The sequence below is a fragment of the Hydrogenophaga sp. genome, assembly GCF_030158645.1.
In the GTDB taxonomy this organism is placed as follows: Bacteria; Pseudomonadota; Gammaproteobacteria; order Burkholderiales; family Burkholderiaceae_C; genus Hydrogenophaga.
The window spans coordinates 74,064-93,088 of sequence record NZ_JAOASO010000085.1 but is presented as its reverse complement, the minus strand read 5'-3'; the positions used below and the strand labels follow the sequence as shown (position 1 = coordinate 93,088).

The window sequence follows — 19,025 nt, the reverse complement described above, 5'->3', positions numbered from 1 at the left end:
CAGGCGCCGCAAAGCAGCGAAGTCGGTCAGGAAGCGGCGCAGTTTAACAGCCGGGTCCACAGCGGCCGGCAAGCGCTTGTGCCCAGGTGTCAGGGCATGTTTCCGGACCCGGCTCAACAACCCTGTGTATATCTTTTGAACAAACCATGACTTATCCACAGGCTCGGCGTGTTTCGGGCAGTTGTCCTTTTTTCGCCTGAACCGCGCCGGGGTCCTTCACACAGACTTCGAACGCCTGCAAGTCCTTGATCGAAAAAGAGAAAGGGCGCTTGTCCACAGCGGACAGCGCCCTCTACTACTACTGCTATCTTGAATTAAATGGATCTATAAGAACAAGAAACACAGAAGACAACCGGCTTGGCAGCCGATCAGACCGTGCCGCCCATGCGGTGGTGGCCGCCACCATGGTGGTGCTTTTTGCCATGGCCTTTCATGCCCGCCCGTTGGAAGCCCTGCATCTGCTGGGCATCAAACACTTTTTTCTGCTCGGCATCCAGCGCTGCGTAGAAGCTCTTGATGGCTTCGTGCCGCTGGCTCATGCGGGTGTCGCGTTCGGCTTTCATGGCCGCCATCTTGTCCAGCCGCTCGGGCGTGGTGAGCTTGGACCAGTCCTCGCGCGGGCCCTGGCGGGCTGGGCGGGCTTCGGGCGCTGTGCGCGCCACAAAGGCGTTCCAGGCGGGTTCCTGCTGGGCAGTGATCTTCAGTTCGGCCTTGAGGGCCGCCTGGCGCTCGGCCATGTGTTTCTGCATGCGGGCCATGCGCTCGGCGCGTTTGGCGTCGCGTTGGCCTTCCTTGGCACCTTCCTGCGCCTGTTGGGTGGCAGCGGGTGCCGGGGCGTTCTGGGCGATGGCGGTGGCCGAGAGGCCGGCAACGGCGGCTGCCAGGGCCGCGGCCATCAGTGCGCGCTTGGGAATCGATGTCATGTTCACTCCTTGTGACCGTTGAAGAAGAGCCACCACAGCTTGGGTCCGTGGGCTGTGGAATGGCTTCAGTCTCGGCGGGGGGTGTTTCTGCGCGGTGCGGCCGATGTCGCGGGCTTGTAAAGTTTTGTGCCGCTTTTTGTGGGTGCTGCGCACGGTGTTGCCGGGTGCGCGAGGTCGTCCAGGATGGGGCAGTCCGGTCGGCCATCGCCGGGGCAGACGTCCATCAGGCCGGCCAGCGTGCGCTGCATGGCCTGCAGCGCTTCGATGCGCTGCGCCAGGTCGTCCAGGTGCTTTTGCGTGATGCGTTTGACGCTGGCGCTGCTGCGCTTGCGGTTGTGCCAGAGGCTCACCAGCTCGGCGATGGCGTCCAGGCCAAAGCCCATGTCGCGTGCGCGCCGGATGAAGCGCAGCGAATGCACGTCGGCCAGGCTGTACTGGCGGTAGTTGCTGTCGGTGCGCACCACATCGCCCAGCAGACCCAGGGTTTCGTAGTGGCGCAGCATCTTGGGCGAGATGCCGCTGAGCTCGGCGGCCTTGCCGATGTTCACCGGCCACGTGGTGAGCCGATCGATGTCGACGTCTTTCATGGCGTTCAGGCCGCCACCTGGTAACCCTCTTCGCGGATGGCCGCCGCCAGCGTGTCGCGGGGCTGTGTGGTGGTGACTTCGACCCGGTTCTGTGTCCGGTCGATCGCGACCTGCGCCTGGGGATCGACCAGCTTGATGGCGGTGGTCACGGCTTTTTCGCAATGGCCGCAGGTCATGCCTTGCACGGTGAAGACTTCGTTCATGGAAACTCCTGGATGGGTTGGAAAAATCCATTGTCATCCTTGACACGGTGTGAAGGTCAAGCGAGGTGGGGTGCTTGACCTTCCCATGGTGGTAAAGCCTATGCTGCGTGCATGAACACGATCACCCCACCCGTTTCGCCCGCCCAGATCGACCTCGGCATCGGCGGCATGACCTGTGCCTCCTGCGTTTTGCGCGTGGAGAAGGCTTTGAAGAAACAACCCGGGGTGTCGGAAGCCACGGTGAACCTGGCGACCGAATCGGCGCGCGTGCTGATGGTCGATGGTGAAGCGCCCGAATCGCTGGCGCGCATCAAGCGCGCGGTGCGCGACGCCGGCTACGAGCCGCGTTCGATGGAAGCCATGGACGCGGCGGCCGACGCGCGCTGGATGGGTGTGTCGGTGGACTTCCTGCCCGTGCTGATCGGCATCGTGCTGTCGGCACCGCTGGTGCTGCCCATGGTGGGCGACCTGATCGGCAAGCACTGGATGCTGTCGGCCTGGATGCAGTTCGTGCTGGCCACACCGGTGCAGTTTGTGCTGGGTGCGCGCTTTTACCGCGCGGGCTGGCATGCGCTCAAGGCGCGCACCGGCAACATGGAGCTGCTGGTGTCCATCGGTACCAGCGCGGCCTGGGCGCTCTCCACCTGGTTGTGGTGGCGCTCGGAACCGGGCGAGATGCTGCATCTGTACTTCGAGGCCTCGGCGGTGGTGATCACGCTGGTGCTGCTGGGCAAGTGGCTGGAGGCGCGCGCCAAGCGCCAGACCACCAGCGCCATCCGGGCCTTGCAGTCGTTGCGGCCTGAACGTGCTCACCTGCTTCCTGATGGTGTGCGCCGCACCGAGATCACCGATGTGGCGGTGGATGAGCTCCTGCCCGGTGACGTGGTGCGGGTGCTGCCGGGTGAGCGTTTTGCGGCCGACGGCACGGTGGTCCAGGGCAGCACGCAGGCCGATGAATCCATGCTCACCGGTGAAGCGATGCCGGTGCCCAAGGAGGTGGGCGATGGTGTCACCGGTGGCTCGCTCAACGGCGAAGGCGCGGTGGAGGTGAAGGTGCGTGCCATCGGTGCGCAAAGTGTGCTGGCGCAGATCATCGCGCTGGTTCAGGACGCGCAGGCCGGCAAGGCGCCGGTGCAGCGCCTGGTGGACCAGGTGGCCGCGGTGTTCGTGCCGGTGGTGCTGGTCATTGCGCTCGCGACGATGCTGGGCTGGCTGTGGACCGGTGCACCCATGGAGGAGGCGCTGATCCACGCGGTGGCGGTGCTGGTGATTGCCTGCCCGTGTGCCCTGGGCCTGGCCACGCCGGCGGCCATCATGGCGGGTACCGGTGTGGCGGCGAAACACGGCATCCTGATCAAGGACGCGCAGGCCTTGGAGATCGCGCACAAGGTGGACACCGTGGCTTTTGACAAGACCGGCACGTTGACCGAAGGGCATCCGCGTTTGCTGCTGATCGAGGCGGCGGCGGGCGTGGACGAGCTCTCGGTGCTGCAAGCGGCTTCGGCGCTGCAGGCGCAGAGCGCACACCCCTTGGCACGCGCCGTGGTCGAAGCGGCCAAGTCCCGCTCGCTGGTGGTGCTGCCCGATGCCGCAACCGATGTGCAGGCCGTGTCGGGGCGGGGCAGCCAGGGCACGGTGCAAGGCAGCCGCCTGGCCTTGGGCAGCCTGCGCTGGATGGACGAACTCCCGGTGGCCTTGGGTCCGCTGGCGGCGCGTGCACAGGCCTTGCAACAACAAGGCTCGACGGTGTCGGTGCTGGCCAGCCAGGCAGCGGGCAGCACACAGTGGTCGCCCCTGGCCCTGATGGCCTTTGGAGACGAACCCAAGGCCGGAGCGGCGGCCGCCATTGCGGAGCTGCGCGCGGCCGGCATGCGGCTGTTCATGGTGTCGGGCGACAACCAGGGCGCGGCGATGGCCATGGCCGCACGGCTGGGCCTGCGTGCCGACGCGGGTGAGGTGATCGCCGAGGTGTTGCCGGGTGACAAGGCGGCGGTGGTCCGGCGCTTGAAAGAGGGGGGCCACGTGGTGGCGATGGTGGGTGATGGGGTCAACGACGCACCCGCCCTGGCGTCGGCCGACGTCGGCATGGCCATGAGCCACAGCCAGGGCGGCAGTTCCGACGTGGCCATGCACGCCGCCGGCATCACGCTGATGCGCGGCGACCCGCTGATGGTGGCGGCGGCACTCGACATTTCGCGCCGCACCGTCAGCAAGATCCGGCAGAACCTGTTCTGGGCGTTTGCGTACAACGTGGCCGGCATCCCACTGGCGGCGCTCGGTTTTCTGAGCCCGGTGGTGGCGGGTGCGGCCATGGCGTTGAGCTCGGTGAGCGTGGTGAGCAATGCCCTGCTGCTCAAGCGCTGGAAGCCGCCGCAGCGCTGAGCGTGCAGGTTCGCTGGTTGATGCAGGTCAATGCCTTTTCCTGGTTCTTGAGCGAAGCTTGTGCGACCCGAACGAGGCCCGAGGAGACGCCCCATGAACCACTCTGCCCTGCGCGTGATCCGCGACGAACACGCCAGCCTGGCCGCCATGCTGAAGTCGATGCTGCAAATGATCAAACGCGGTCCGGATGCCGATGGCAAACACGCGCCCGAGCAGTACTTCGATGTGCTGCGCGCCATGCTGTTTTACATCGACGAGTTCCCGGAAAAGCTGCACCACCCGAAGGAGTCGGATCTGCTGTTTCCGCGCATCGCGCGCGCGGCGCCGCACGTGATGGCCACCATCGAGCGTCTGGAGAGCGACCACATGACCGGCGAGGTGCGGGTGCGTGAACTCATGCACCTGCTGATGGCCTGGGAGTACCTGGGCGAGACGCGCCGCGCTGCCTTTGAGGCCGACGCCACGCGCTACGTGCAGTTCTACCTCGACCACATGCGGCTGGAAGAATCCGTGCTCTTGCCCGAGGCAGAAAAGAGTCTGACTGAGGCCGACTGGCATGCGCTCAACGTGGCCTTTGCCACCCACCGCGACCCGCTCAACGACAAGCTGGCGCGCGACCCCCAGTTCGACCGGCTCTTCACACGAATCGTGATGCGGGCACCGGCGCCGGTGGGTGTGGGAGAGACCTGAGCGCAGCGAGCAGTTCGTCAAACACACCCAGCAGCCGCGTCACGTCGCCGTGTGTGGTGGCCGGTGACACCAGCATCATGCTGTGGAAGGGTGTGAGCAGCACGCCCCGGTTGAGCATGAAAAGGTGGGTGAGGGCTTCCAGTTCGCCCTGTGCGTGGTCGCGCACGTCTTGCGCGTTGCTGGGTGTGTGCGGCATGAACTGCAGTTCCATGCGCGCGCCCAACCGGGTGACGGTCCATGACCACCCGGCGGTGGCGATGCGTTCGCGCAGACCGTGTTCCAGCCCCGCGGCCAGGTCCAGCATGTGAGCGTAATTCGCCGTGGTGTGCAGGTGCTCCAGCGAGGCTTGCAGTGCGGCCAGCGTGAGCGCGTTCCCTGCCAGCGTGGTCCCGATGCCGCTGTGGCCTTCGGGTGCGGTGTTCTTGGCGCTCACCATGCGATCGGCGACGGCTTGGGTGAAGCCGTACACCGCACACGGCAGACCCCCGGCCACGGCCTTGCCGACCACCATGAAATCCGGTTCCAGCCCATGGGCGCGTGCGTAGCCGCCCAGGGCGGTGGAGATGGTGTGGGTCTCGTCGCAGACGAAGAGCGCCCCGTGGGTGCGGCACAGCGCGCGCGCCTGTTCCCAGTAGCCGGGCGCGGGCGGCACCAGACCGAAGTTCGTGAGCGCCGGTTCGGCCAGCAGGCAGGCCACGTCGCCCTGTGTCAGCGCGGCCTCCAGCGCACCCAGGTCGTTGAACGGCACGACGCGGGTGAAGTCGGCGTGGTTGTGAACCTGGCCCAACACCGAACGGCGCGGCAAGGTGTGGCCTGTCACCGGGTCCAGGTCCACCAGCGTGTCGTCCACCGCACCGTGGTAGCAGCCGTCGAACACCAGCAACCGGGGCCGACCGGTGATGGCGCGCGCCCAGCGCAACACGAAGCGGTTGGCGTCGCTGGCCGACAAGGCCATCTGCCACATCGGCAAACCGAAGGTGTTGGAAAGCAACTCGCCGACGGTGGCCGCGTTGGTGGCCGGCAGCATGCAGGTGAGACCCTGCGCCGCTTGCCTGGCCATGGCCTGCGCCAGCGGTGTGGGGCTGTGGCCGAACATCGCGCCGGTGTCGCCCAGGCAGAAGTCGGCGTAAACCAGACCGTCGGCGCAGGTGAGCGTGGCGCCTTGCGCCTGCGCCACGAACAACGTGGCGGGGCTGGGCCAGTCGCGCATCCAGTGCAGCGGCACGCCGAACAGGTAGTGCTGTTGCGCGTCCCGGGCCAGCGCGATGGATTGCGGGTGGCGCGCGATGAAGCGTTCGCGCTCGGTGTGCTGGAGGTCGAGCAGGGTCGCGTGGGCGAAGTCGGTCATGGTGATCAGCTTAAGCGGGATGCGGGTTTGGTGGTCGCCCGCGGGGCAGTGGTGGGCTCGGCCCGCACGGAATTGGCACCGACAATGGTGTGGCCATGAACCGTTTGGACCCCACCACCGATCCCACGCCCTACCTCCGCCTGGCGCTGGCCTTGTCGCTGGGTGCGGCCGTGTCGCTGGGCATCACGCGCTTTGCCTACGGCCTGCTGCTGCCACCCATGCGCGAAGACCTCGGCTGGAGCTACACGCTGGCCGGTGCCATGAACACCTTCAATGCCCTGGGTTACCTCATGGGCGCGATGGCCACGCCGTGGTTGATGCGGCGGTTGTCGCCGATGGTGCTGTTGATCGCCGGCTCCCTTGGCGCCTCGCTGTTCATGGCGCTCAGCGGCTTTTTCACGGCGGCCGCTCCGTTGCTGGCGCAGCGCCTGCTGGCCGGCGTGGCCAGCGCATGGGTGTTCGTTGCGGGCGGTCTCCTCGCCGCGCGGTTGGGCGCGCGGCAGCCGCAGCGCAGCGGCTTTTTGCTCGGCATCTATTACGGCGGCACCGGCCTGGGCATCGTGATCTCGGCGTTGGGGGTGCCACCGGTGTTGGCCGCGGCAGCACAGCAGCCGCACGGCTGGGCCTGGGCCTGGTGGGCACTGGCGCTGGTGTGCCTGCTGGCCACCGCGCTCATGGCGTGGCCGGCGCGGGTGCTGGCGAACCAGCCGCCGCCGGTGGCCAGCACGGTGGCCGGGTCTGCCCGGGTGTTCCGGGTGCGCGACTTCGGGTTTGCGCTCGCGGGCTATGCCGGCTTCGGTGTGGGCTACATCGGCTACATGACCTTTGTGATCGCGCTGCTGCGCGAACAGGGCAGTTCGCCCACCGCCATCACCACCTTCTACGCCCTGCTCGGCCTGGCGGTGATCGCTTCCTCGCGCATCTGGGCGGGGCTGCTGGACCGCCACCGCAGCGGCCAGGCGCTGGCGCGGTTGAACGCCCTGCTGGGCCTCGCGGCCATCGTGCCGGCGCTCACCAGTTCGCCCTGGCTGGTGATGGCCTCGGGCCTGCTGTTTGGTGGTGTGTTCCTCTCGGTGGTGGCCTCCACCACCGCGCTGGTGCGGCACAACCTGCCGCCCGCGCAGTGGGCCGCGGGCATCAGCGCCTTCACCATCGTGTTCGCGGCCGGGCAGATCGTCGGGCCCACGGTGGTCGGCTTCATTGCCGACGGATCGAGTGGCGCACAGGGCCTGCGTGAGGGCCTGGTGTTTTCCGCCGTCGCGCTGTGGATCGGTGCGGTTTTGGCACTGCGCCAGCGCGCGCTGTGAACGCCTGCGCACAATAGCCCGATGCGTCGAATCTTCATCTGGACAGGCGCCGGTCTCGGTCTGGTGGTGGTGGTGTTGTTGCTGGCCGTGTGGGCCTTGGGCCAATGGACCGGCAGCGACGGTTTTCGCCAGCGCGTGGAGCGCGAGGCCACCGTCGCGCTCGGGGTGCCGGTGACGCTGTCGCGCGTGGCGGTGGAGGTGTTCCCGCTGCCGGCGGTGGCACTCGAAGGCCTGAACATCCAGGCGAAACCGGCCCTCACGCTGGCGCGGGTCGAAGCCCGTCCCGTGTGGTCGGCGCTGCTGATGGGTCGGCTCGCGGTGTCCACCCTCATCGTGCGCGAGGCGGTGCTGCCGCAGACCACCATCGTGCTGCTGGGTGCGCGCATGCAGGACCCCGCCCGGAAGCCCGGCGCACCCGGACCCGATGACGAAGCCACGGACCTGAGCTGGTTGCCGCGCAAGATCCTGCTCGACGACGTGACCTGGATCGGCGCACAGGGCCGCAGCAGCACGGTGCAGGCCGAACTGGCGTTGGACGAGGATGGCTGGCCGGCGGTGGCCACGGTGGCGGTGCTGCGTGGCGCGTTGGAAGGTGCCAAGGCCGAGCTGCAACGTGAAGCCGAGAACGCGACGGCGTGGAATTTGAAGGTGGACGTGGGCGGCGGCACGCTGCAGGGGCCATTGAAGCTGACGCTGCCCGAGCCCGGCGCCCAGGCGCGCGACCTGGTGTTCGAAGGCACGCTGGAGACGCGCGGCGTGGAGGTCTCGGCGCTGACCGCGCCCAGCCGCACACTCACCGGTCGGCTGGACGCCAGCACCACGCTCTCGGCGCGCATCAACCCGAAGGCGGGTGCCGCGTCGGTGACGGATGCGCTGCGCACGCAAACCCGCTTCACGGTCAAGGACGCGGTGTTGCAGGGCGTGGATCTGGCCAAGGCGGTGGCCACGGTGGGCCTGTCGCGCGGTGGCAGCACCGCGCTGGACACACTGGCCGGCCAGGTGCGCACGCGGGGGCAGCTGGTGGAGCTCACCAACCTCGTGGCCAGCTCCGGTGTGCTGGCCGCCACCGGCGAGGTGACGGTGGCGCCCTCCAAAGCCCTGTCGGGCCGGGTGCGGGTGGACGTGACGCGCGGCGCCGGTGGCGACGTGGTGGGCGTGCCGCTGGTGGTGGGCGGCACGGTGGACGACCCCTCGGTGAGCCTGAGCCGCTCGGCCTTGCTGGGCGCGGCGATCGGCACCGCGCTCATGCCCGGCGTGGGCACCGGGGCGGGCGCCAACCTGGGTGACCGTCTCGGCGAAGGTTTGAAAGACCTCTTCGGCAAGTGAGCCGGGCGCCGGGGTGGACGCCGTTCACCCGAGGGAATTGGACTCACGCGCCCGGTCTCTCGGGGGTATCTTCTGGCTCCACTTCGCCCCACCCCACCGAGGACCAAGCATGGCCATGGGTCAGTTCGCATACGCCAACAACAGCAACCGTTTCCTGGGCTGCGCGCCGCTGGCCGACCAACCGTTTGCGGTGGCCGGTGTGCCGTTCGACGGCGTGGTGACCAACCGGCCCGGCGCGCGCTTTGGCCCGCAGGCCATCCGCTCGGCCAGCCTGATGCTGTGCGACGGCATCCACCCGGTGTTCAACGTCTCGCCCATCGATCACCTGGGCGACGCGCTCGACATGCGCCTGCCCAACGCCTCGCCCCTGCCCGAGGTGCGCCGCCACATCGAGGCGCAGGCCGCGGCGCTCATGGCACGGCACCACTGCGTATTTCTCGGCGGCGACCATTCGGTGACGCTCTCGCTGCTGCGCGCCTTGAAAGCCCGCCACGGTGGCGAGCCGCTGGCCCTGGTGCATTTCGACGCGCACTGCGACACCTGGAGCGACCACTTCGGCGAACCCTCGGGCCACGGCACCTGGACCTATGAGGCACTGCAGGAGGGTCTGGTGAGCGCGGCGCACACGGTGCAGATCGGCATCCGCTCCAGCGGCGAGCGAGGCGCGCGCGAATACGTGGCCGACCAGGGCGGGCAGATCTTCACCGCGCGCGCCCTGCGTGGCCGGGACGGCGCGGGCCTGCAGCCCACCATCGATGCGATCCGCGCGCGCATCGGCCAGCGGCCGGTGTACCTCACGCTGGACATCGACTGCCTGGACCCGGCGTTCGCGCCCGGCACCGGCACGCCCGAGCCCGGCGGCATGACGAGTTCGCAGGTGCTGACCTTGCTGGAAGACCTGGCCGACCTGAACTGGGCGGGCATGGACTGTGTGGAGGTGGCCCCCGCCTACGACCACGCCGAGCTCACCAGCAACGCGGCCGCCACCTTTGTCTGGACCTACCTGAGCGGCCAGGTGGCGAAACGGAAAGGTGCCTGAGCATGGCCTCGTTGATCGGTTCCGACACCCAGCTCAACCAGAAAAGCTACTACGAAGCCAGCGTGCAGCGCCCGGCGGCGTCGCCAGCGTTGAGCGAGTCGCTCGACGTGGACGTGGTGGTGGTGGGTGCGGGCTTCAGCGGCCTGAGCGCCGCGCTCGAGCTCGCGCAGCGCGGGCTCTCCGTGGTCGTGCTGGAGGCCGACCGCGTCGGCAGCGGTGCCAGCGGGCGCAACGGTGGCCAGGCCATCGTGGGCTTCGCCAGTGGCCAGGAGCCGTTCGAGGCGCAGCTGGGCGCCGCCGACGCCCGGCGGGCCTGGGACATGTCGCTCGAAGCCATCGACCTGATCGACCAACGCATCGCACAGCACGGCATCGACTGCGACCGGGTGAACGGCTATGTGTACGTGGCCGATTCAGCGCGCAAGCGCAACGCCCTGCACGAGGAAATGGAAGGCCTGCAGCGGCGCGGCATCGACATCGACTGGGCCGAGGGCGCGGATTTGCCCCGCCTCATCAACAGTCCGCGTTACGTGGCCGCCGCGCGCGAGCAGCGCTCGGGCCACCTGCACCCGCTGAAGTACGCGCTGGGTCTGGCGCGCGCTGCGCAGGCCGCCGGGGTGCGCATCTTCGAGCACTCGCCCGTGACCGGTCTGCAGCGCGGCGCCACGGTGGTGGCGCGCACGGCGCAAGGCCAGGTGACGGCGCGCTTCGCCGTGCTCGCGGGCAACTGCATGCTGCCCGAGTACGGCCCGGCGGTGGCGCCCGAGATCGCGCCGCGCATCATGCCGGTGGGCACCTACATCGTGGGCACCGCACCGCTGGACCCCGCGCTCTGCGCGCGCCTGATCCCGCGCAACGCGGCGGTGTGCGACAACAACTTCGTGCTCGATTACTTCCGCTTCAGCGCCGATCACCGCATGCTGTTTGGGGGGCGTGTGAGCTACACCACGCGCACACCGGCCAACCTGTCCGCCGTGATGGCACAGCGCATGGGCGAGGTGTTCCCGGCGCTGGCGCAGACGCCGATCGACTTTGTGTGGGGTGGGTTCGTGGACATCAGCATGAACCGCGCACCCGACTTCGGGCGGCTGGGCGACAACGTCTACTACCTGCAGGGCTTCAGCGGCCACGGTGTGGCCCTCACCGGGCTGGCGGGGCAGCTGGTGGCCGAAGCGGTGGCCGGGCAGGCCGGGCGCTTCGATGTGTTTGCGCGGCTGCAGCACCGCCGGTTTCCCGGCGGGCCGCTGCTGCGCACGCCCAGCCTGGCGCTGGGCATGCTCTGGCACCGCTTGCGCGACGTGCTCTGAGCCGGATCAGCGCTGCGGGTCTTGCGCGCGGGGCTCGCCGCGTTCGTTGACCGTGATGCGGTCGCCGGGTGCCGAGGCCATCTGCACGCGGTGGTCGGTGCCGCGGAAGTTGTAGGTCACATCCCAGTACGCGGGTTGTGCGCCGCCGGGCACGTTTTCGCAGCGCTGCACGTCCTGCGTCGTGGGCTTGCCGTCGCGGCCGAACTGCGCGCCGATGGCGCCACCGGCCACGACACCACCCACCGTGGCGATGTCCTGTCCCGTGCCGTTGCCGACCTGGTGACCCAGGATGCCGCCCAGCAGGGCGCCGACCACGGCACCGGGGATGTTGGCGCCGCTGCGCTCGGCCGGCACTTGCGTGCTCTCGACCCAGCAGCGCTGGCCCGAGGTGGCCAGCACGGCGCGTGAAGACGTGATGTCGGCTTCATACAGGCGCTCGCCGTTGCGGCGGCGGGCATCAAAGGCCTGCATCGGGGCGGGAGCGTAGCGGTTGTCGGCCACGCGCGAGCTGCGCGTCAGAACGCGCACCGACGAGATCTCGCCGCTCAGGCCCATCGAGGCCAGCGAGGGGTACTGGCCCGGGCGCAGCACCATGCATTGGCCTTTGTAGCGGTTGTTCTCACACACTTCCCAGCGCTCACCCGAGACCACGGCCGACGAGGCGCGTTCGTTGAAGCCGGTGCGGCGCAGGTTGGGGATCTGACCGGTGGCGACGTAGGACGGGCCCTGGAAGCGTTCGTCGTCGAAGAAGGTGATGTTCACGGTGGCCGGTGCGGCGCCCGGCAGGGGTGCGTAGCGGTTGTCGGCCACGCGTTCGTTGGTGGCGATCATTCGCGCCGACGAAATGCCGTCCTCCAGGCCGATGTCGTACAGCGCGGCGTAACGTCCCGGGCGCAGCACGGTGCAGCGGCCGCGGAAGTTGTCGTCTTCACAGACCTCCCAGCGATTGCCGACCACCACGACCGACGAGGCGCGGTCGTTGTAGTTGTAGCGTTGCAGGCTGGGGGTGTCGCCGCTCATGCGCAGCGACTGTCCGGTGAAGCCGTCGTTGGCGTAAAGGGTGGCCTGGGCCATCGCCTGGGCGCTGAAGGCCACGGCGGCGGTGGTGAGCAAAAGGCCAAAAATCTGTTTCATGTCAACGTCTCCTGTGGGGGTGGAGGCGAGACTGGGGGCTGGCCCGAACGTGGTCTGTGCGTTGCCGCACCCCCATGTGGTGCAAAACATGGACTTCGCAGGGTCTTTACCCGACAGATACCGGCAGCGTGATTTACGGCACCTTGTTCAAGATTTCAGCGCTTGCCGCACGGCCGCCGCGAGCACCGGCCCGCAGCGTTCAATGTCGGCCAGCGGCGCGTAGCCGTAGCCGATCACCAGGCCTTGGAGATCGGTGCGCTGCAGGCAGTAGGCCGAGAGCGGGCGCACGGTGAGGCCTTGCTGGGCGATGCGCTGGGCCAGCGCCTGATCGTCGATGTGACCGGGCAGGCGCAGGCACAGGTGCAGGCCTTGTTCGGCGCCGCTGATGAAGGGACCGCCCGGCGTGAGCACGGGCTTAAGGGCTTCCAGCAGGCACTGGCGGCGCTCGGCGTAGTTCTGCCGCGCACGGCGCAGGGCGCTGGCGAAATGGCCCATCTCGATGAACTCGGCCAGCGCGGCCTGCACCGGCATCTGGCCCGGGCGGTTGAGGTCGTAGTGGGCCTGTTTGAAGGCGGCCACCATGGGTTTTGGCACCACCAGGTAGCCGAGCTTCAGCCCGGGGTAGAGCACCTTGGAAAAGGTGCCCATGTAGAGCACGCGCCCGTCGGTGTCCAGGCCTTCCAGGCTGGAGATGGGCGGGCCGCTGAAGCGGTATTCGCTGTCGTAATCGTCCTCCAGCACCCAGGCGTCGTGGGCGCGTGCGGTGGCCAGCAGCTGGTGGCGCCGGGGCAGCGTCATCACCGCGCCGGTGGGGTACTGGTGCGAGGGGGTCACGTAAATCAGGCGGGGCGGTTTGGTGCTGTCGGCCGCGCTGGGGCTGATGCCTTCTTCGTCCACCGCCACCGGGTGGATGGCGAGACCCGTGGCCATGAAGGCCTTGACCGCGCCCCAGTAGGCCGGGTCTTCCACCCACACGGTGTCGCCGTGGTCGGCCAGCAGGCGGGCACAGAGTTCGAGCGACTGCTGTGTGCCGCTGGTGATCACCACCTGGTCGGCCTCCAGGTGCACGCTGCGGAACACGCGCAAATAGTCGGCCACGGCACGGCGCAGCGGCGCGTAGCCGCCCGAGGTGTTGTAGTCCAGCATGTCCGGGTAGGTCATGCGCCAGTGCTTGTTTTGCAGCCGCTGCCACAGCGCCACCGGGAAGGCGCTGAAATCGACCATGCCGGGGGTGAAGGGCTGCACTTCGAGCTCGGTGGCGCAGAAGGTGGTGGAGAGCGCAACGCCGCGCGTGGACAGGCGCCCGGCCTGCAGCGTGGCGGGTTGGCCGCCGCTGCGGGCGCCCCGGCTGGGTGCGGCGCGCGGCACGTTGTCGTTCACATAGGTGCCACTGCCCACGCGGCTGGCGAGATAGCCCTCGACACTGAGCTGGTTGATCGCGGCCACCACGGTGTTGCGCGAGAGCGAGAGGTCTTCGGCCAAGTCGCGGCTGGAGGGCAGCCGTTCACCAGCGCCGAGCTTTCCGTCGAGCATGGCGCGGCGCAGCGCTTCGTAGAGCTGGCGGTGCAGCGGCAATGCGTCCTGGGTGCCCAGGCGGTTCATTTCGGCGAGCAGGAATTCGGACAGCATGGCGGTTTGATCGTGAAGTGGCTCCACGGAGTGGGCTCAACTGGCTCTGATTGTGATCCACTTCGGTGACCACAATGGGACCCATTGCCTTGGAGAGAACATGAACAAGCCGCCGTGCATGGTCTGGCTGCCCGCCGACCACCGCCTCATGGGTGACCACGGTCATCAAATGCCCTTTTTGCTGCTCGGCGACAAGTACGCCCGGGCGGTCAAGGTGGGGGCCAACGCCCAGCCGGTGATGTTTCCGCTGGCCGACACCGACCAGATCGGCGACCTGCTGGCGCTGGTGGACGGCGTGATGCTGACCGGCTCGCCTTCCAACGTGCACCCCTCGCACTTTGCCGAAGACGTGGCCGACCCCAGCCTGCCGCTGGACGCCGAGCGCGACCTGCTCACGCTGGCGCTGGTCAAGGCCTGCGTGCGCGAAGGTGTGCCGCTGCTCGGCATCTGCCGCGGTTTCCAGGAGATCAACGTGGCCCTGGGCGGCACGCTGCACCAGCGGGTGCACGAGGTGCCCGGCCTGATGGACCACCGCGAACCCAAAAGCGCGCCGCCCGACGAGCAGTACGCCCCGCGCCACAGCGTGCGGTTTGCGCCCGGCAGCGTGTTCGAGGCATGGGCCGGTGGCCCCGAAACGCAGGTGAATTCGCTGCACGGCCAGGGCATCAACCGCCTGGCCGATGGCCTGGAAGCGCTGGCCCACGCACCCGACGGTGTGGTGGAGGCCTTTGGTGTGCGCGGTGCGCGCACCTTTGCTTACGCGGTGCAATTCCACCCCGAATGGCGCTGCTGGGAGACGCCGTTTTATGCCGCCATCTTCGAGGCCTTTGGCCGCGCCTGCCGCTCGCGCAACAGCCTGCGTTTGCAGGCCGCCGACCTGTCGCGCAGCGCGGCGAGCTCAAGCGCCTGATTCCATTCCCAGATCGATTCACACCACACACCGCAGGAGACGGCACATGACAGCCACTGACAAGAAAATGACCTTCAACGATCTGGAGAACTGGCTCAACCAGAACCGCGTGACGGAAGTCGAGTGCCTCGTGCCCGACCTGACCGGCGTGGCCCGCGGAAAGATCCTGCCGCGCGAAAAGTTCACCGAAGACCGCGGCATGCGGCTGCCGCAGGCCATCGTGGCCATGGGCGTCACCGGCGAATTCCCGGCCAGCGGGCCGTACTACGACGTGATCGAGCCGACCGACCGCGACATGCAGCTGCGTCCGGACCCGACCACCGCGCGCATCGTGCCCTGGGCCACCGACCCCACCGCGCAGGTGATCCACGACTGTTTCGACCACGACGGCAAGCTGGTGCCCTTTGCGCCGCGCAGCGTGCTGCGCCATGTGTGTGAGCTGTTCGACGCCGAGGGCCTGGACCCGGTGGTGGCGCCCGAGCTGGAGTTTTACCTGACCGCGCGCAACACCGACCCGAACACGCTGCTCAAACCCCCGATCGGGCGCAGCGGCCGCGCCGAGACCTCGCGCCAGTCGTACAGCATCGACGCGGTCAACGAATTCGACCCGCTGTTCGAAGAGATCTACGACTACTGCGACAAGATGAAGCTCAACGTGGACACGCTGATCCACGAGGCCGGCGCCGGGCAGATGGAGATCAACTTCTTCCACGCCCACCCGCTCGGTCTGGCCGACGAGGTGTTCTTCTTCAAGCGCACGGTGCGTGAGTCGGCGCTGCGCCACGACATGTACGCCACCTTCATGGCCAAGCCGATCGCCGGTGAGCCGGGTTCGGCGATGCACGTGCACCAGAGCATCCTGGACAAGAAGACCGGCAAGAACATCTTCAGCAACGCCGACGGCACACCGTCCGAATCGTTCTACCACTACATCGGCGGCCTGCAGCGCTACATCCCGGCGGCCATGGTGCTGGTGGCGCCGTACGTGAACAGCTACCGCCGCCTTTCGCGCCACACCGCCGCACCCATCAACATCGAGTGGGGCCACGACAACCGCACGGTGGGCATCCGCTCGCCGATCTCCAGCCCCGAAGCGCGCCGCGTGGAAAACCGCGTGATCGGCGCCGACGCCAACCCGTACGTGGCCATGGCCATGACGCTGGCCTGCGGATACCTGGGCCTCAAGAACAAGATCAAGCCCAAGCCCGAGATGAAGGGCGACGCTTACCTTTCGCCCTATGCGCTGCCGCGCAGCCTGGGCGAGGCCCTCGACTGGCTGCGCCGCGAGACCGACCTGCACGACGTGCTGGGCAAGGAATTCATCACCATCTACACCGAGATCAAGGAACTCGAGTTCGACGAGTTCATGAAGGTGATTTCGCCGTGGGAGCGCGAGCACCTTCTTCTCCACGTTTGATCAGCCAAACAGGACCGACCATGAACACCTCGACCCTCATCGCCCCGCCCGCCCTGGTGCGCCGCGCCGAACAGCACGACACCAAAGCCATCCAGGCCGCCGACAGCGCGCATTTCATTCACCCCTTCACCGACCACGGTGACCTGGCCACGCGCGGCTCGCGCGTGATCACGCGGGCCGACAACATCTACGTGTGGGATTCCGAAGGCCACAAGATCCTCGACGGCATGAGCGGTCTGTGGTGCGTCAATGCGGGTTACGGCCGCAAGGAACTGGCCGACGCTGCCTACCAGCAGATGATGACGCTGCCGTTCTACAACAGCTTCTTCCAGACCACCAACGTGCCGGCGGTGCAACTGGCTTCCAAGTTGGCTGCACTCGCTCCCAAGGTGGGTGGCCGCAGCTTCGAGCACGTGTTCTTCAGCAGCAGCGGCAGCGAGAGCAACGACACCAACGTGCGCATGGTGCGCCGCTACTGGGACCTGCTGGGCCAGCCGCAGCGCAAGGTGGTCATCAGCCGCATGAACGCCTACCACGGCTCCACCATGGCCGGCGCCTCGCTGGGTGGCATGAGCGGCATGCACGCGCAGGGCGACCTGCCCATTCCCAACATCACGCACATCGGGCAGCCCTACTTTTTCGAGAACGCGCTGCCCGGCGAGAGCCAGGATGCGTTTGGCCTGCGCGCCGCCGGCTGGCTGGAAACCAAGATCCTGGAGTTGGGTGCCGACAAGGTGGCGGCCTTTATTGCCGAGCCGGTGCAGGGCGCGGGTGGCGTGATCATTCCGCCCGCCACCTACTGGCCCGAGATCCAGCGCATCGTCGACAAGTACGGCATCCTGCTGATCGCCGACGAGGTGATCTGTGCCTTTGGCCGTCTGGGCCATTGGTTCGCCTACGAGAAATTCGGCATCCGGCCCGACCTGGTGACCTTCGCCAAGGGCGTGACCAGCGGCTACATCCCGCTGGGTGGCGTGATGGTGGGCGACCGCGTGGCCAAGGTGCTGATCGAGCAGGGCGGCGAGTTCAACCACGGCTACACCTACAGCGGCCACCCGGTGGCGTGTGCGGTGGCGCTGGCCAACATCGAGCTGATGGAGCGCGAGAACCTGGTGGGCCGGGTGCGCGACGACACGGGCCCCTACCTGGCCGAGCGGTTTGCCGAGCTCAACCAGCACCCGCTGGTGGGCGTGGCCGAGACCTGCGGTTTCGTGGCCGGCCTGGTGCTGGTGAAGGACAAGGCGACCGGCGCCACTTTTGAGCCCGACCTGGGCGTGGGCATGATGTGCCGCGCCCACTGTTTCAAGAACGGTCTGATCATGCGCGCCGTGGGCGACCGCATGATCATCGCGCCGCCGCTGGTGATGACGCGCGAGCAAATCGACGAAATGATGGCGCTGATCCACACCTGCCTGGACGCCACCCTGGCCCAGTTGCGGGCCGCTGGCCTGCACGCGTGAATAGAATGCCCCCTGCGGTACCCTGGAGCGCACCGATGAGGTGCGGTCCGGGTGGTGGCGGGTCTGGAACTTGCTAGATTGTTTTTGAATCTTTTCCACGCCTTTCGGTTCGATTTGTCGTTGATCAACCCCTCTCAGGAGCGAGCACCACCATGAAGAAACACGTTTTGGTTATTGCCATGTCGGCCATCCTGCTGGCCTCTTGCGGCAAGAAAGAAGAGCCTGTGGCAGCACCCGCCGCGCCGGCGCCGGTCGCCGCCGCGCCGGCCGCTCCACCCGTGCCCGCCGGCCCGGTGCTCGACGACGAGAAGGTGCTCAACATCTACAACTGGCCCGACTACATCCCCGAAGGCATGATCGCCAACTTCGAGAAGGAAACGGGGATCAAGGTCAACTACGACACCTTCGAGACCAACGAAGCCCTGCACGCCAAGCTGGTGGCGGGCAACACCGGCTACGACATCGTCGTGCCCGGCACCGTGTTCGCCAAGGGCCAGATCGAAGGCGGCCTGCTGCAGCCGCTGAAGAAGGAACAGATCCCGAACCTGGCCAACATGGACGCGGCGATCATGTCCACGCTGACCAAAGCCGACCCCGAGAACAAGCACCTGGTGCCGTGGGCCTGGGGCTTCACCACCGTGGGCATCAACAAGACCAAGGTCGAAAAGGCCCTGGGCGGCATGCCGATGCCCGAGAACGCCTGGGACCTGGTGTTCAAGCCCGAGTACACGAGCAAGCTCAAGTCCTGCGGCATCGCTTACCTGGACTCGCCCACCGAGATCATCCCGGTGGCGCTGCACTACATCGGCAAGGACGCGTACTCGAACGACCCGGCTGACTACAAGGCAGCCAACGAGATGCTGATGAAAGTGCGCAAGGACGTGCGCCTGTTCAGTTCCACCATGATCGACGACATCGCGGGCGGCAAGGCCTGCGTGGCCGTGGCCTGGTCGGGTGACGTGAACATCGCGGCCGGCCGCGCCAAGGAAAACGGTTCCAAGGACGTGATCGAAGCCCTGCTGCCGAGCACCGGCGCGCTGATCTTCTTTGACACCATGGCCGTGACCAAGGACGCCAAGCACCCGAACAACGCGATGGCCTTCATCGACTTCTACCTGCGCCCCGAAAACGCAGCGGCCATGGCCAACGAGATGACCTACCCCACCGGCAACAAGGCGGCGGCCGACAAGATCAACCCCGAGATCGCCGGCAACAAGACGATCTTTGTCGAGTCCGACTACTTCGCCAAGATGATCCCGCCCAGCAGCTTCACCAACGAAGCGCGCGAAGCCATGGCCAACGCCTACAACGGCTTCAAAAAAGGCAAATAAGGCGTCCGGTTTCCTTCAGACCCGACCCAGGG

16 protein-coding genes are annotated in these 19,025 nt (G+C 67.5%); 10 read left to right on the top strand and 6 right to left on the bottom strand.

Annotation, left to right across the window (positions count from 1 at the left end; all coding sequences use genetic code 11):
• Positions 1 to 368 precede the first annotated feature (368 nt).
• The 3 genes from Q1W68_RS08660 to Q1W68_RS08650 form a co-directional block, all read right to left on the bottom strand.
• Positions 369 to 923 (bottom strand): Spy/CpxP family protein refolding chaperone, encoded by a 555-nt coding sequence (locus tag Q1W68_RS08660; protein WP_300661596.1) that lies wholly within the window; start codon positions 921 to 923, stop codon positions 369 to 371.
• Between the two features lie 65 nt (positions 924 to 988).
• Positions 989 to 1,510 carry a Cu(I)-responsive transcriptional regulator gene (cueR, locus tag Q1W68_RS08655; RefSeq protein ID WP_300716204.1) on the bottom strand — a complete coding sequence of 174 codons (522 nt, stop codon included), beginning with the start codon at positions 1,508 to 1,510 and terminating at the stop codon, positions 989 to 991.
• A 5-nt stretch (positions 1,511 to 1,515) separates the two neighbouring features.
• The gene (locus tag Q1W68_RS08650) at positions 1,516 to 1,713 is read right to left on the bottom strand and encodes a heavy-metal-associated domain-containing protein (protein ID WP_300650385.1); all 198 of its coding nucleotides are present in this window, start codon (positions 1,711 to 1,713) and stop codon (positions 1,516 to 1,518) included.
• Positions 1,714 to 1,824: 111 nt separating this feature from the next.
• Here Q1W68_RS08650 and Q1W68_RS08645 point away from each other — a divergent pair, with 111 nt between their 5' ends.
• A complete protein-coding gene (locus Q1W68_RS08645) occupies positions 1,825 to 4,095 on the top strand; it encodes a heavy metal translocating P-type ATPase (RefSeq protein WP_300650383.1) in 2,271 nt (756 codons plus the stop codon).
• A gap of 93 nt (positions 4,096 to 4,188) precedes the next feature.
• The gene (locus Q1W68_RS08640; RefSeq protein ID WP_300650381.1) at positions 4,189 to 4,785 is read left to right on the top strand and encodes a hemerythrin domain-containing protein; all 597 of its coding nucleotides are present in this window, start codon (positions 4,189 to 4,191) and stop codon (positions 4,783 to 4,785) included.
• On the opposite strand, the gene Q1W68_RS08635 is transcribed toward Q1W68_RS08640, so the two are convergent.
• The gene (locus Q1W68_RS08635) at positions 4,733 to 6,133 is read right to left on the bottom strand and encodes an aspartate aminotransferase family protein (RefSeq protein ID WP_300650379.1); all 1,401 of its coding nucleotides are present in this window, start codon (positions 6,131 to 6,133) and stop codon (positions 4,733 to 4,735) included. The two genes, Q1W68_RS08640 and Q1W68_RS08635, sit on opposite strands and share 53 nt — an antisense overlap.
• A gap of 95 nt (positions 6,134 to 6,228) precedes the next feature.
• Between Q1W68_RS08635 and Q1W68_RS08630 the strand changes: the two genes are divergently transcribed.
• From Q1W68_RS08630 to Q1W68_RS08615, 4 genes are all read left to right on the top strand, one after another.
• Positions 6,229 to 7,440 (top strand): YbfB/YjiJ family MFS transporter, encoded by a 1,212-nt coding sequence (locus Q1W68_RS08630; RefSeq protein WP_300650377.1) that lies wholly within the window; start codon positions 6,229 to 6,231, stop codon positions 7,438 to 7,440.
• Between the two features lie 21 nt (positions 7,441 to 7,461).
• The gene (locus Q1W68_RS08625) at positions 7,462 to 8,766 is read left to right on the top strand and encodes a hypothetical protein (RefSeq protein WP_300650376.1); all 1,305 of its coding nucleotides are present in this window, start codon (positions 7,462 to 7,464) and stop codon (positions 8,764 to 8,766) included.
• A gap of 109 nt (positions 8,767 to 8,875) precedes the next feature.
• Positions 8,876 to 9,805 (top strand): agmatinase, encoded by a 930-nt coding sequence (gene speB, locus Q1W68_RS08620; protein ID WP_300716199.1) that lies wholly within the window; start codon positions 8,876 to 8,878, stop codon positions 9,803 to 9,805.
• Positions 9,806 to 9,807: 2 nt separating this feature from the next.
• A complete protein-coding gene (locus tag Q1W68_RS08615; protein ID WP_300716197.1) occupies positions 9,808 to 11,112 on the top strand; it encodes an FAD-binding oxidoreductase in 1,305 nt (434 codons plus the stop codon).
• Positions 11,113 to 11,118: 6 nt separating this feature from the next.
• Here Q1W68_RS08615 and Q1W68_RS08610 read toward each other — a convergent pair whose 3' ends face one another.
• Entirely contained in the window at positions 11,119 to 12,246 is a 1,128-nt protein-coding gene (locus tag Q1W68_RS08610) for a beta/gamma crystallin-related protein (protein WP_300650369.1), read from the bottom strand.
• A gap of 147 nt (positions 12,247 to 12,393) precedes the next feature.
• The gene (locus tag Q1W68_RS08605; protein WP_300716196.1) at positions 12,394 to 13,875 is read right to left on the bottom strand and encodes a PLP-dependent aminotransferase family protein; all 1,482 of its coding nucleotides are present in this window, start codon (positions 13,873 to 13,875) and stop codon (positions 12,394 to 12,396) included.
• 100 nt (positions 13,876 to 13,975) lie between these two features.
• Here Q1W68_RS08605 and Q1W68_RS08600 point away from each other — a divergent pair, with 100 nt between their 5' ends.
• The 4 genes from Q1W68_RS08600 (at position 13,976) to Q1W68_RS08585 (ending at position 18,993) form a co-directional block, all read left to right on the top strand.
• On the top strand, positions 13,976 to 14,785 hold the full coding sequence (locus tag Q1W68_RS08600; protein WP_300716194.1) for a gamma-glutamyl-gamma-aminobutyrate hydrolase family protein: 810 nt from the start codon (positions 13,976 to 13,978) through the stop codon (positions 14,783 to 14,785).
• A gap of 46 nt (positions 14,786 to 14,831) precedes the next feature.
• Entirely contained in the window at positions 14,832 to 16,202 is a 1,371-nt protein-coding gene (locus tag Q1W68_RS08595; protein ID WP_300716192.1) for a glutamine synthetase family protein, read from the top strand.
• 20 nt (positions 16,203 to 16,222) lie between these two features.
• Positions 16,223 to 17,662, top strand: a complete 1,440-nt coding sequence (locus tag Q1W68_RS08590; RefSeq protein WP_300716189.1) for an aspartate aminotransferase family protein — start codon at positions 16,223 to 16,225, stop codon at positions 17,660 to 17,662.
• Positions 17,663 to 17,814: 152 nt separating this feature from the next.
• Positions 17,815 to 18,993, top strand: a complete 1,179-nt coding sequence (locus Q1W68_RS08585) for an extracellular solute-binding protein (RefSeq protein WP_300716187.1) — start codon at positions 17,815 to 17,817, stop codon at positions 18,991 to 18,993.
• Positions 18,994 to 19,025 lie beyond the last annotated feature (32 nt).